Raw genomic sequence first — 13,071 nt, 5'->3', positions numbered from 1 at the left:
TGGCTAGCCGTTAGTATATGGACGTACTGCTAATCGTTAATAAGAGATTTATATAGCCTCGTTGATGTATCGGCGGAAAGGGGAAACTTATCTTTTTTAATATTACCTCCCACTCAGATTGAGTGAGCAACACGTTGGATCTAGTCATTAGAAAATTGGAGGATGATTCATACATGAGAAAGACTATTCAAAAGGGTTTGAGTTTTTTGCTCATCGCTGTATTATTGTTTTCGGCGGGTTTGAATATTGGAGTTCAGCCGGTGCATGCAATTCAGGCAGGACCGGGAGTAACGACAAATCCGGCGACGGAGATTACGAAAACGTCAGTCAAGCTAAATGGCACGGTGACAAATGTTACTTATCAGACCGGTAATCCAGGCTTTTTTTATTGGACTCATATCGATGGAGTTACTGAACACCCAGTCAATGCAAATGGTATAGGAGCTCAATATGCTTACCCTAACATCAGTGCAGGGCCTTCGATTCTTCAACCCAATACCCAGTATGATTATCAAGCTTGCGTCATATATGAAACAGTTATAAATTGCGGCAATATCAGGAGTTTTACCACGCTGCCAGATCAGGATATTCAACACATCATAGATTTAACAATACCGGATCAGATCAATGTGCCCAATCTTACAGATCAGGCAGATCTGGTGCTGCCCGCAACGATGGAAGTGACCTTTGATGATAATACGAAAGGGAATTTTCCGGTAGAATGGGATCTGAGCTATTATGATCAGGGAGGCAGCAATGGATGGACATTCAAAGAATCCGGAGGCTACAGAACCATTGAGGGCATATTAACATTGCCGAGTGACGGTTCAGTTGAATACGCTCCCAACACCTATCTAACACCACGGGTGACGATATTAGTGGACTATCCAAATCTAACTAGCATTCCGGCTGTACAGACTATAACGGCACCTCTTGGGACAAGTCTGGCAGAAGTAAAAGGGCTGCTGCCCAATGAACTAACGATGACATTCAGCAATGGTCAAGAAGCCTCGCCTCCGGTTACATGGGATGAGGGCACCCCAACTTTTACAGGTGAAGCAGGCACGTATACATTTATAGGTACACCAGGCTGCTTCCAACAAGATTTTGCTCGCAAAACGACAGATGATTTTTCAACTATGGGTGGAGGAGGAGATTGCGGTTACTATAATCCGAATGCTCTGACAGCCCAGGTCCAGGTGAAGATTAGTGATTATGCTTGGCAGCTTGTCGGCCCAGCTGGATTCACCGCTGCAGCGCATGGACTTTCCTTTGCTTATGATGCAACAGGCATGCCTTTTGTGGCTTTTGCAGATGGTAACAACGGTGATCGATTATCAGTGATGAAATTTGATGGGACTTCATGGGTATATGCAGGCAGTCCGGGATTCTCAGATAATCCGGTTACTACGGCTTCAATGGCTTTCCATTCCGATGAGGATGGGGCATTGTATGTTGCTTATACCGAAAAGGACAGTAACAATATTGTTGTCTCGACATTGGACGGCAAAGGATGGAAGAACCTGAATCCGACCCAGGCTGCAGTGACTGCATCCAGTACTCTTTCACTTGGTTTTGCTTATGGTGTACCTATTGTTGCTTTCCCTGATGCTGCGCAGGCTGGTTCTGCTTCGGTTATTCGTTACACGGACGGAGCTTGGGAATATGCAGGTCTAGCTGGATTCTCCGGCGGAGCCGTTCAGTCCATTACACTATCAGAGAGTTATAGAAGTTATTACACAGTCAGCTATATTCAAGCAGGCGAGTTAAACACGGCTTACCTGACTTATCCAGATCAATGGGTCATCCAGACTCAGTCCGGGACAGCCATTGAGTTATTATCACAAGTAACGGATCATAATTGTCAAGCTTATGTAGCCTATCAGGATTCCAGTGGAGTTCATCTCAAAGCAATTGATTATTATGAGGGCTGGAATGATTATGGTCCGGGTGGAATCAGTGAAAGTCCGGTACAATTACTGGCATTAACATTTGACGGAAATGACATACCTTATATTGCTTATACAGACACCACAAATGCCGGAAAAGTAACCGTTAAGAAGCTGAAGGACAACATTTGGCTGACGGTTGGTGCTGCTGCGTTTACAGCAGGGAGTGCTTCTGAACTAAGGATTCAGGTCATCAACTCGGTTCCACACGTTGCCATTGTCGATAATGCTCAAAATGGGAAATTGACTGTGCTGAATTTCCGTTCATTTGATCCTGTTTCTGTACAGACTGCAAATGCAACGAATGTAACAACGACATCAGCTACAGTGGGGGGAACTGCCCTAGGTACTGTAACTACACGTGGTATCGAATATGGTACACAGGCTGATCTGTCAGGAGAAACCTTCCAGATGGAAGCAACTGCAGAAGGCAGTGAACCCTTTACGGTGAATCTGACTGGATTGCAGCCAGGAACAACCTATTATGTACGTGCCTACGCAGTAACGCCTATTGGGATTGTATACGGAGAATTGATGCACTTCACCACATCCGTCGTTGTCATTCCAGATGTGGTAGTTACAAATCCGCCTACTTCGGCCAAAACAGTTAAAGTGATTGTGACAAATACTAGCGATGGGGTAATCGCTAACACTCCAGTTACCCAACTCATCGGCTCAACGTTGAGCACAGTTGGCAAGTTATATACAACAAGTGGACAAGCGATTAATGTAGGCGAATTCACGATTCATCCAGATGGAAGCTTCTTATTGCAGAATGTACCAGCGGGTACGTATATCTTGGCCTTGAATGTTATTGCCCCTAATGGAGAGCGGTTAGCTGGACAATTGGCGACCTTAAAGGTAGATGCCAGCGGTAATGCTACAATCAACGCAGAATTGATCGATCCCTACGGGATCATCACGGACTCGGTCACGGGCAAACCGGTAGACGGTGTGAATGTTACCTTACACTGGTCAGATACAGCATTGAACCGTTCCAAAGGACGTACACCTGATCAACTGATTGTATTGCCAGAATTGCCTGATTTTGCACCCAACAAGAACCATGATCCACAAACCAGCACGGATGGCGGTCGTTTCGGTTGGATGGTCTATCCCGAAGGTGATTATTACATTTTGGGTGAAAAATCTGGGTATGTAGCTTTTGATAGTCGAAAAGATACGGCCACAGCGCAATTTGGTACAGACAGTTATATCCGCGAGGGTAACATTCATGTGGGTCAGACGATTGTGGAATATAATTTCAAAATAACACCTACAGGCGAATATAAAGCCTATATGAAAGGTTATCCAGATGGCAGCTTCCAGCCGGAGAAAGGTGTAACGCGTGCTGAAATTGCTGCGATTCTGAGCCGGACGATGACTACCAGCCAGAAATCTGCGGGCAACACAGCATTTAAGGATATTTCATCCGGTTACTGGGCAGCAACGGGCATAAAGAACGCTGCAGAGCAGGGATGGATGCAAGGCACCGGAAATCACATGTTCCAGCCTGAACAAGCAGTTACCCGTGCTGAAATGGCACAAATACTGTTTAATGTGTACGCATGGACTCCTAGCAGCAACTCAGCAACAGTCCTTACTTTTAGCGATGTACAGGGTCACTGGGCTCAGGCAGCGATTGCTGCAGCCGTAGCGCAAGAGCTGTTTACGGGTTACACAGATGGCACATTCCATCCCAATCAGCCGATTAGTCGTGCTGAAACGGTGACACTGGTCAACAAGCTGCTGAAACGACCAACGGCCACTGCTCAGACAGCTGTGTGGAGCGATGTCCCTACTTCCTTTTGGGCATACGACGATATTATGGCAGCATCGGTTGATCAGGTAATTAAGTAATGTGAAGCAGCTGTTTACTAAACAAAATTTGGAGAGACCGGAGAAGTTGCTCCGGTCTTTTTTTCTGTTTATCATTTGCAGGTGAGGGTTTAGTTAATCAGTTTAAATGTGGTTCTGATATTGTTAATTTTCTTGCTCATAGAACTATACGTGGCTGTTAACTCTGTATCATTGGGATTGTAATTCACATCTCCCGGAGGGTTTAGAGTAAATACTTTGTCACCATCTTCACCTATTTTTTAGATTTGCCCAACCTCGATCATAGACGGGCCGTTAATCTTCCAATCTTCTTTCGGTCCCCGAAACTTCATTTACGGCTTCGACTACTTCATATTTACCTTCCCATGACTTGGGGAGCGCTAGCGTGAAATGATATTTCGTATTTATGTAAAGTATGCTCGCTGCTTCAGGAATACTTTGATTATTCACCTTGGTAATCTGGAGATTGACTGCTGAGTAGGCTCTAAAGTCCCCGACACCTTCTCCGACAAAGTTTTGGGCAAATACTCCGAATTTATTTCCTTTTAGGATAACTTCACCAATCTGCTTGCTGTTATCATTATAAAAAGATAATCGAGCTTCGACCATGTTGTGGGTACTACCTACGCCTGAATCGAATCCGAGGCAAAAGCAACCGTAGAGCAAGCCATAACAAAGCCGCAAATTAAGCCTAAAATAATTTTTTTCAAAGCAACACCTCATTCATCAGAATGTATACAGTAGTGCTAAACGATTCATTGCTCTCATTTTACCAAAGATTCCCTTAATGTTATATTAGTAATAGCTGCCTCGTTCAGTACTTATCCTCCATAATTACAAACTCGTACCAAGGAGTCCAAATCATGAAGCGGTTCAAAGTAATCAGTCTGGATATGTTTCAGACTCTAGTGAATGTGCAGAGCAGAACAAGTTATGTTTGGAAGCCGATTTTGCAGCAGGGTTATTCAGATGCGCTTGCAGCCGAGCTGGGTGCATTGCTACTGGGTCAGTATTATTTGGTTTACGATAGGGCTCGGGAATTAGGCGAATTTTACACGACTAGAGAGATTTACCAAGAAAGTTTCAACACAGTATTCTTACTTCACTCTTTGGACTTTGATAGTCTGGACGCTGTAGATATTCTGTTTGCAGAGCACAGGCAGGCGGAGCTTTATGCGGAGACGGAGCATTTCCTGGGCAGATTATTCATATCGGAGACTCCGTTGCGGATGTGCTTTGGGGCTAAAAAAGCAGGAATTACGGCATGCTGGTTAAATAGGAATCAAGAGACCTGGAGTAGTGAAGTTAGGCCTGATTATATAGTTACAACTCTAGACGAATTCTATGAATTGTTATAGGTACGAATCAGTTGATAAGGATGGTGTCAATGAAATGGAACTTCATTTAGCGGGCAAAACCGCACTGGTGACAGGATCAACCAACGGAATAGGCAAAGCGATAGCGGAGTCTTTGTTACGTGAAGGTGTGACTGTGCTGATTAATGGACGTAATGAGGAGAAAGTAAATGCAGTTGTAGATGAACTGAATAGCCGTTATACGGGGGCTAAAGTTCTGCCAGCTGCTGCTGATCTGGGAAATGAACAGGGCTGTGCTGACATGATCAAGCAATATCCCGAAGTGGATATACTGATTAATAATATGGGGATTTTTCAGCCAGCGGAGTTGTTTGAGATCCATGATGCGGAATGGTTTAGATTTTTTGAGGTGAATGTGATGAGTGGTATTCGTCTGACACGTCATTATTTGCAGAGCATGATTGCCCGGAATGAAGGTCGAGTTGTCTTTATTGGCAGCGAGGCGGCCATAATGCCTTCCCAGGAAATGGCCCATTATAGTGCTACAAAGACCATGCTGCTATCCGTATCGCGGAGTCTGGCTGAGCTGACGGGTGGAACTCGGGTGACGGTAAATACGGTGCTGCCAGGGTCCACATTAACGGAGGGAGTGGAAACGATGCTGCAGACGTTGTATCCGGAGGGTAACCTGACCATCGAAGAAGCAGAGAAACGCTTCATGAAGGAAAACCGGCCAACCTCGATTATCGAAAGGCTTATCCGCCCAGAGGAAATCGCGGAATTTGTAACGTTCATCAGCAGTCCGTTATCCGCAGCCATTAATGGTGCAGCTTTACGGGCAGACGGTGGATTAGTGCGCAGTGTATTCTAATGGATAAATATATGGAACAACTGCGTTACCCCATCGGTCATTTTGCAGCCTCGGGACAGCTGACGCCCAAGCAGCGGGAGCAATGTATAGAGGGAATATCCTCCATGGCAGATCTTTTAAGAGAAAGCGTGGGTAACCTAACTCCAGAACAGCTGGATACCCCTTATCGGGAAGAGGGATGGACTGTTCGACAGGTTATCCATCATCTGGCTGATAATAATATGAACGCATATCTTCGTTTCAAAAGAGGACTAACTGAGGAAGAGCCCATTATTCCCTCGTACCGAGAGGAGCTATGGGCTGAGCTAAGTGATTATAGTGAGGAGCCGGTGGAGACTTCGCTTATGCTGCTAGAGAGCCTGCAACGGCGCTTTGTATCATTGCTGCGTTCGCTTGGAGAAGAGGACTATATGAGAATCTTTGTTAGCATGGGTCTGGGTACGCTCAGTCTGGACACCGCGCTTGAGAGATATGTGTGGCATAACCGGCATCATATGGCCCACATCGCTTCACTTATAAGTAGAAAGGGCTGGTGAACTTATTGCTCGCAAGCGATCCCGTCTTTATCGCGGTCGCTTTTTTGGTTGGCTTCATAGAGCTCTTTAGAGGCGTAAGGTTTATATTTGGTTTTACCGCCTTTGTTCTTGGTAGAGCTGGAAAGGGCAACCCCACCCTTGTAGTCTTTATGCATTTCTGTGCAGTTCTTGTAGGTTGTTGCCTTAGCGGCAGCCGTTTCCGTACCAATTGTACCTAGGGTTAGTGAGAGTAGCAGGGCGGTTGTCAGACCTATATTCATATATTTTCTCATTTCATTCATCTCCTTCTTTTCTTTACCATAGTAACACTAATGGATAAAAAAGGAATGAGAATCCCAAAGGATTCCAAATCACAGAACGAGCAAGCGACGAAGGTAACTCATCGCTTGCTCGTTCTGTGATTACATAAGCTGAAAACTTCGCTTAGTCTCTGCCGGCCATCACTATTTTTTCGGCGATCATTTTAGGCTGGGTATGGAAATTCGTCATATGATCTCCGGTGCCTTCAATATAACGGAATTGTCCCAAATGACTGGACTGGGTCGGATGGAAGCCGTAAGGTCCTTGGGGAAGAGCCGTATCCTCAGTTAAATAAAGATAACTTTTCGGGATATCCAGACTATAGAACTTCTTGAGGTCCAGTTTTTGAAATAAGGGACCTGCTGGTTCGGGCTTGACCTTTTTGTATAAGGCCTGAGCTTCTGCAAGACTGGCTGTGTTAACAAAATTATCACGGAAGAGGGAGAAGGGAAGCATAATCGAATTGTTGCCTGAAGCTGCTCTTAGCTGTTCAAATGCTTGGAGTATTGGAGCGGGGAACTGATCCGCAACGCTCTGACCATCCAAAGGTGCGAAAGCATCAAGGAATACCAGGCGTTTAATTCGGTTTGGTACTTGTTCGGACACCTTTTGGATCACTGAACCGCCAAAGCTATGTCCTAACAGCACAATGTCATGCAAGTCTTTTTTGTTAATGAAATCAACGACTGATTTGGTGATTTGCTCATGGGTGACATTCGTCTGCGTATCCTCACCATGACCTGCATATTCCGGAGTGTAGACAGTGTGCCCTAATTTACGCAACTCAGCGGCTGTTTCATCCCAAAAGCTGGCATCCGCCCAAGCGCCGTGAACCAGAACGAAAGTTAAAGGCTTCTCGCTTACTCCGTTGCTCTTTACAGCAGCAGCTTGGGTTTGATTCCAGGGCAGGAGTATAAGCAATAAACATACGGCGAGGGTCAAGGTCATTACTATACTTTTATTAATCCATTTCATGATGGTGAGCCTCCTGATTTAATGTGGGCAAAGTTTGTCTTAACAATGATGCCCAAAAGCAGGAGTAATCATGTTGATTTTTCATGGCTTTGTCACATTGCAGAATAGTCAGACGTTGGCTCTCTGTAATTCGTCTGTATTCCAGTCCTCATTAGTGCCCTTGGACAGACAAGGGAAACGGGACACAATATCATTAATTTTTTCATCTGAAATTTGCCCCATGGGACTGCTCCTTTCTACCTCGTTATAGTTTATAATAAAAAAGGGTTTGCTATATTTTTTGTCGAATTTTCTCACATATACTATAATTTTATGTAGCTGTTGCTTCAGGGACATAAGGGGGCCACGAAATACCTATGCTGAAAGAGATGCGCTCTGGACGAAAGAGAAAATTAGGTTTAACTGCGCTGCTAACAGGATTGGTGACACTGGTGGTAGTGCTGACATCAACCATTCTTCTTGTGGCATCTTACCAATCCAAAAAGGAATCATTAATAGAAACGACATTACATTTAAATTACTCAAATGCCAATAGAATGAGCCAGACAGTCGATTCCCTATTTCGTTCGATGCGAATTAGTCTAGAGTACAGTGCGAATGTACTCTCAAGTGTTGAAACTATGCAGACAAAAGAAGTTGATGATTATCTTGAGTTAATGCGCAATAGCAGCAACTATTTTAATTCGATCGCTTTTATCGATGCAGATGGGTTAATTCTCAATGCTGTACCAGAGACCGTAGGAATGGCCGGCCAGCATATCTCCTCCAAAGCGGGTTTGGATGCACTGCAAAAGCAACTTCCTTATTTATCTGAACCCGGTACCGTTCGTGGAACTGGAAGACTTATTTTATTCATGAGCGAACCAGTATTTAATCATGAGGGACTTTATCTGGGAGTCGTTGGTGGCACCCTGTATCTGCATGAGAATAATGTTCTGAATATGATTATAGGCAACAGTGCCATTGATAATTCAGGTTCTTATTATTATATTGTGGGATCTGACGGGCATTTGCTATTTCATCCTGATAAAGCACGGATCGGTGAGGATATTAGCTCTAACCCAGTGGTGCAGAAGTTGCTGAGAGGCTACAGTGGACAGCAGCAGGTGATTAACATAAAAGGAGTGCCAATGCTTGCAGGTTATGCCAGTGTTCCGGCAAATGGCTGGGGAGTCGTCGTAGTCTCGCCCACCCGCATTATCCAGGGACAGCTAATAAGCTACCTTAAAAAGGTGCTTTGGTATACGGCAATCCCCTTCATCTGTCTTCTCTTTGGTGTTATCATTCTAGCGCGAAGATTAGCCAGGCCATTTGTACATCTTGCAGATCTGGTAAATAAGCTCGGGAAGGAAAAAGTCGAGCTGTCGGTAATAAAACCTCATTGGAACAGGGAAGCCGATCTGCTGAACAGAGCAGTCCTTCTTGCCTTGCGTGATGTCCAGCGGCAAAAAGAACAACTGACCAATGAAGCCATGACGGACCTTCTAACCGGATTGATGAACCGTAGAAAACTGGAACAAATGATGAAGGAATGGATTGAGGAGGAAATACCCTTTTCCCTCATCACCATGGATGTAGACAAATTCAAGTTCGTAAATGATACCTATGGTCATCTTGCCGGTGATGAGGTATTGAAGCAAGTGGCCGGTATTATTACAGCTTCCGTTCGTCCAGGTGATATTTGCAGCCGCTATGGTGGTGAGGAATTTATTATTCTTCTATCGCGCACCAGAGCTGTAGATGCATATATCGTTGCCGAAAGAATTCGCAAAACCTTGGAAAAAAGCGATGTGCCTACAGCTATGCGAGTTACAGTCTCGCAAGGGATCGCCCATTATCCCTCACATGCGAAATCCCGGGAAGAGCTGTTGCACAGAGCAGATAGAGCTTTATATTCAGCTAAGCATCAGGGGCGAAACAAGACCATTATTGCCGATTAACGATTTACAGTTTAAGTACCCGGGAAATATCTGCACCTGGGCATGGGCGAATGCATATCTTATCCTTAGGAACAACAAAAATCGTTACTACAGAAGGGTAGGAATGTAACTTGACTTCATACATGGATTATACTTCTCCTAATACGCAATTTACTTACGATGTGAACTGCAACACGACTTTTAAAAAAGATGATTGCAATTACATTAATACGTTGTCTATTAAGGAATTGAACACCCTGGAGAATACATCGCTGCTTGATATTTTTCTTAGCAGAAGCAACGTGGTCGAACCTCATTATCATCAGAATGCTGCTGAACTCGTCTATTGTATCTGCGGTGCTGCAGTGGTTTCCTTAATCAACCCGTTCACGAATGAGTTGCTGCACTTCCCGATCTGTCCAGGTCAAGTGGCGAACGTGCCGCAAGGCTGGTGGCATTATGAGGTGGCAACTATGGATAATACGCATTTGCTGGCCATCTTCGATGCGCCTATCCCTGAGGTCATTCTTGCTTCGGATATCTTAAGCTTAACTCCGGCGAACGTACTCGCTCATACCTATTGTCTGAATGAGGCAAAAGTGAAGGATGCTTTAGCCCCAATTAAACCGGGAACTTTCATCGGCCCACCTGTTGGCTGCTGTGAACCAAGTAAAGTTCAGGCAGAACATACTGCAAATATGCAGCCCAATGCATATCCAAATGCATATCCTATGACACAACAAGCTTACGGCTATCAACAACCGCTTCCGGTTCAAGGATATTATAATCAAAGATATGTCCAGTATTATCAGCAGCAACCGTATGTGCAGCAGTACCCGCAATATCAGTACCCAAGCACTCAGGAATAAATTCTTATATTTACCAAAAAACCTCTCTGGATCAGCGATCCAGAGAGGTTTTACGTATTAGGACAAGCGGACAAGCACACGGCCTCTAGTGTTGGATTTCAGAATATCTGCCAGCGCCTCGGGCAATTCATTCAAGGTTATTTCCCGGTCTACGAGGTTCTCAAGCTGCTCCGGCTTCAGGTCGGCAGCCATCCGCTCCCACACCTGGAGTCGTATATCCATTGGGCATAGCACAGAGTCGATACCCAGCAGGTTTACACCACGCAGAATAAACGGAAGAACAGTGGTTGGCACCGAAGTTCCGGCAGTTAAACCGCTTGCGGCAACCGAGCCTTTATAGGCAATCTTGCTCAATATTGCCGCCAGCGGGCTACCGCCGACAGAATCGACAGCTGCTTGCCATAGCTGCTTGTCTAAAGGTCTGCTTGAAGGACCAATAACATCTTCGCGGGAGATGATGTCTTCTGCTCCCAAGGCTGTTAAATAGTCGGTTGCATCGGTCTTGCCTGTGCTGGCCACTACGTGATAGCCTTTTTTGCTGAGTATGGCGATTGCCGTCCCACCGACACCGCCGGTAGCCCCAGTTACCAAGACTTTACCTTTATCTGGGCTCAATCCATTAGCTTCGAGTTCTTGAATGGACAATGCGGCCGTAAAGCCAGCAGTACCGTAGATCATGGCTTCTCTTAGAGTAAGTCCGTCTGGAAGAGGAGTTACCCAGTCAGCAGGAATACGTGCGTATTCGCTGAAGCCTCCAAAGTGGGACACCCCAATGCCATTTCCGGCGGCAATAACGGCTTGTCCTTCGTGAAAGCGGTCGTCTGTTGAAGAGACCACGGTGCCCGATAAATCCACACCCGGAATAAAGGGGTAATTTCTTAAGATTTTGCCGTCCGGAATACTGGCCAAACCGTCTTTATAATTCACACTGGAATAGGCAACTTTAATGACAACTTCACCTGCGGGCAGATCTTCTAAAGTAACCTGCTTAACAGTAACGGAAAATGAAGACTCCGTCTTATCAACAACTAGTGCTTGAAATGCTTCTGGCATGAGTGTAATCTCCCTTTAACGAATTAGATTGTAACTCCTTTATATATTATTTATTCTGACTGGTCAACTTTTTTATGTCTGTGATATAATTTGCAGTAATTATGATATACAGTGGAGGCTACTATGGTCCGTTATAAGAAATCCGAGGAAAAGCGCAAGCAAATTCTCTTCGCTGCCTTTCAAGCTTTGTCTGAGTTGGGGTATGATTCTGTGACTCTGCAGGTGATCGCGGATCATGCTAAAGTGAGCAAGGGAGTTGTGCATTATTATTTTGAGAGCAAGGAAGCAGTCCTGGTTGAACTGCTGGAATGGCTGACTGCCAAAATATTCGAGAAGGAATTCGCAGCAGTACAAGAGCAGACCACGGCCACAGGGAAGCTGCAAGCGTATATTAATTCCGCTTTTGTCTCACCGGAGAAGAACCGTGCGTTTTACCGCGTCTACCTTGACTTCTTGGCGAAGGCCAGCCGCAATTCCGTCTATCGTGAGATTAACCAGCGCTTCTATGATAACTGCACAAGCATTAGTACGGAGGTGCTACTGCTGGGACAGCAGGAAGGAATCTTCTCGTTGAATTTGGCCGCAGAACAAACAGCCCCTATCATCCGCGCTATCATCGATGGCTGCCTGGTCCAGTGGCTTATGACGGACAAGGACGAACTACATGCCGGGTTCAAGGAGTCTTGTTATGTGACGATTATGAAGGTGTTGGGTGTGTGAGATGAGAATCGTTAAAGTATTCTACGTTTTGTTGTCGGTAGTAATCGGAGTCGGCTGTTTCTATGGTTTGCTGTTTATAGCATTCAGTGTTGGAGATGGTCTTTTCACGCAGAAAGATCCGGCAGGTGTCTGTATGGTATTGATAGCAATGTTGTTAGGCGTGGGAGGTTATTTGGCTCTGGGAGTTAAGCTTGATAAAAGGTTGGTTCCATTAGCGTTGGCACTCATGATAGCCACTGTAATTTTTACTTTACCTATTATCCAGACTCTAGATGACTTGAAAGATAAACATAAGAAAAGTTATGCCTCCAAACATCAGGACGATTACATAGTTCAACTGAACAGTATTCTTCAGAAAGACGATTCACCTATGGAATTAGATTCCAAGAGCAGTAACTTTGATACTCCGTACTATGATAACAGCATAAGGTTGAATTTCGTAAAATCCAATGAGGAGCCGATAACTGAAACTGACGTGGATAGGCTCTTGAATCTTTTGCCAGAGGTAGATAGAGAAATCAGCATCCGTATTTCATTTGGCCGCTATAACTCTGATTATGCTGGCCGGGAGTTAAGCATGGGATTTACGCTTGATCAGGATAAGGTGCTGGAACGGAGTAACAGAGCACATGGTTATGCGTTGCTACCGCTGGTTCCTGTCATTATGTTAGGGTTACTTGGGTATCAGATACTGCGCAGCTATATAGAGTAAGTTAGAGAAGCT

Annotated in this window: 12 protein-coding genes; 8 read left to right on the top strand and 4 right to left on the bottom strand. The window is 45.0% G+C overall.

Features of this window, described 5'->3' with window-relative positions; translation table 11 throughout:
- Positions 1-173 precede the first annotated feature (173 nt).
- A complete protein-coding gene (locus H1230_RS21175) occupies positions 174-3,809 on the top strand; it encodes an S-layer homology domain-containing protein (RefSeq protein WP_239711868.1) in 3,636 nt (1,211 codons plus the stop codon).
- 273 nt (positions 3,810-4,082) lie between these two features.
- Here H1230_RS21175 and H1230_RS21170 read toward each other — a convergent pair whose 3' ends face one another.
- Positions 4,083-4,397 (bottom strand): hypothetical protein, encoded by a 315-nt coding sequence (locus tag H1230_RS21170; RefSeq protein WP_239711867.1) that lies wholly within the window; start codon positions 4,395-4,397, stop codon positions 4,083-4,085.
- A gap of 254 nt (positions 4,398-4,651) precedes the next feature.
- Here H1230_RS21170 and H1230_RS21165 point away from each other — a divergent pair, with 254 nt between their 5' ends.
- From H1230_RS21165 to H1230_RS21155, 3 genes are read left to right on the top strand one after another with little or no spacing between them, the layout of a single operon-like run.
- Positions 4,652-5,146, top strand: coding sequence for an HAD family hydrolase (locus H1230_RS21165; RefSeq protein WP_239711866.1), 495 nt, complete (start codon positions 4,652-4,654; stop codon positions 5,144-5,146).
- A gap of 34 nt (positions 5,147-5,180) precedes the next feature.
- Positions 5,181-5,975, top strand: coding sequence for an SDR family NAD(P)-dependent oxidoreductase (locus tag H1230_RS21160; protein WP_239711865.1), 795 nt, complete (start codon positions 5,181-5,183; stop codon positions 5,973-5,975).
- Positions 5,975-6,511, top strand: coding sequence for a YfiT family bacillithiol transferase (locus tag H1230_RS21155; RefSeq protein ID WP_239711864.1), 537 nt, complete (start codon positions 5,975-5,977; stop codon positions 6,509-6,511). The genes H1230_RS21160 and H1230_RS21155 overlap by 1 nt, the downstream gene beginning before the upstream one ends.
- Before the next feature lie 2 nt (positions 6,512-6,513).
- On the opposite strand, the gene H1230_RS21150 is transcribed toward H1230_RS21155, so the two are convergent.
- Positions 6,514-6,783 carry an excalibur calcium-binding domain-containing protein gene (locus H1230_RS21150; protein WP_239711863.1) on the bottom strand — a complete coding sequence of 90 codons (270 nt, stop codon included), beginning with the start codon at positions 6,781-6,783 and terminating at the stop codon, positions 6,514-6,516.
- Positions 6,784-6,934: 151 nt separating this feature from the next.
- A complete protein-coding gene (locus tag H1230_RS21145) occupies positions 6,935-7,786 on the bottom strand; it encodes an alpha/beta fold hydrolase (protein WP_239711862.1) in 852 nt (283 codons plus the stop codon).
- A gap of 356 nt (positions 7,787-8,142) precedes the next feature.
- On the opposite strand from H1230_RS21145, the gene H1230_RS21140 reads away from it, so the two are divergent.
- Both H1230_RS21140 and H1230_RS21135 read left to right on the top strand, forming a co-directional pair.
- Positions 8,143-9,726: a sensor domain-containing diguanylate cyclase gene (locus H1230_RS21140; RefSeq protein WP_239711861.1), complete on the top strand. Its 1,584-nt coding sequence runs from the start codon at positions 8,143-8,145 to the stop codon at positions 9,724-9,726.
- A 122-nt stretch (positions 9,727-9,848) separates the two neighbouring features.
- Positions 9,849-10,574, top strand: coding sequence for a cupin domain-containing protein (locus H1230_RS21135; RefSeq protein WP_239717449.1), 726 nt, complete (start codon positions 9,849-9,851; stop codon positions 10,572-10,574).
- A 57-nt stretch (positions 10,575-10,631) separates the two neighbouring features.
- On the opposite strand, the gene H1230_RS21130 is transcribed toward H1230_RS21135, so the two are convergent.
- Complete coding sequence (locus H1230_RS21130; protein ID WP_239711860.1) at positions 10,632-11,627, bottom strand: acrylyl-CoA reductase family protein; 996 nt, start codon at positions 11,625-11,627, stop codon at positions 10,632-10,634.
- A 123-nt stretch (positions 11,628-11,750) separates the two neighbouring features.
- On the opposite strand from H1230_RS21130, the gene H1230_RS21125 reads away from it, so the two are divergent.
- Both H1230_RS21125 and H1230_RS21120 read left to right on the top strand, forming a co-directional pair.
- Positions 11,751-12,347, top strand: coding sequence for a TetR/AcrR family transcriptional regulator (locus tag H1230_RS21125; protein WP_239711859.1), 597 nt, complete (start codon positions 11,751-11,753; stop codon positions 12,345-12,347).
- Position 12,348: 1 nt separating this feature from the next.
- A complete protein-coding gene (locus tag H1230_RS21120; RefSeq protein WP_239711858.1) occupies positions 12,349-13,059 on the top strand; it encodes a hypothetical protein in 711 nt (236 codons plus the stop codon).
- Positions 13,060-13,071 lie beyond the last annotated feature (12 nt).

It is taken from the genome of Paenibacillus sp. 19GGS1-52, assembly GCF_022369515.1.
Classification (GTDB): Bacteria; Bacillota; Bacilli; order Paenibacillales; family Paenibacillaceae; genus Paenibacillus_AQ.
This window is presented reverse-complemented; position numbering and strand designations above follow the sequence as displayed.

What these genes read in the sequence shown, in the direction of transcription:
- H1230_RS21175 (WP_239711868.1), top strand. Translation starts at nt 174, where the DNA reads ATGAGAAAGACTATTCAAAAGGGTTTGAGTTTTTTGCTCATCGCTGTA.
- H1230_RS21170 (WP_239711867.1), bottom strand. Translation starts at nt 4,397, where the DNA reads ATGGTCGAAGCTCGATTATCTTTTTATAATGATAACAGCAAGCAGATT.
- H1230_RS21165 (WP_239711866.1), top strand. Translation starts at nt 4,652, where the DNA reads ATGAAGCGGTTCAAAGTAATCAGTCTGGATATGTTTCAGACTCTAGTG.
- H1230_RS21160 (WP_239711865.1), top strand. Translation starts at nt 5,181, where the DNA reads ATGGAACTTCATTTAGCGGGCAAAACCGCACTGGTGACAGGATCAACC.
- H1230_RS21155 (WP_239711864.1), top strand. Translation starts at nt 5,975, where the DNA reads ATGGATAAATATATGGAACAACTGCGTTACCCCATCGGTCATTTTGCA.
- H1230_RS21150 (WP_239711863.1), bottom strand. Translation starts at nt 6,783, where the DNA reads ATGAGAAAATATATGAATATAGGTCTGACAACCGCCCTGCTACTCTCA.
- H1230_RS21145 (WP_239711862.1), bottom strand. Translation starts at nt 7,786, where the DNA reads ATGAAATGGATTAATAAAAGTATAGTAATGACCTTGACCCTCGCCGTA.
- H1230_RS21140 (WP_239711861.1), top strand. Translation starts at nt 8,143, where the DNA reads ATGCTGAAAGAGATGCGCTCTGGACGAAAGAGAAAATTAGGTTTAACT.
- H1230_RS21135 (WP_239717449.1), top strand. Translation starts at nt 9,849, where the DNA reads ATGGATTATACTTCTCCTAATACGCAATTTACTTACGATGTGAACTGC.
- H1230_RS21130 (WP_239711860.1), bottom strand. Translation starts at nt 11,627, where the DNA reads ATGCCAGAAGCATTTCAAGCACTAGTTGTTGATAAGACGGAGTCTTCA.
- H1230_RS21125 (WP_239711859.1), top strand. Translation starts at nt 11,751, where the DNA reads ATGGTCCGTTATAAGAAATCCGAGGAAAAGCGCAAGCAAATTCTCTTC.
- H1230_RS21120 (WP_239711858.1), top strand. Translation starts at nt 12,349, where the DNA reads ATGAGAATCGTTAAAGTATTCTACGTTTTGTTGTCGGTAGTAATCGGA.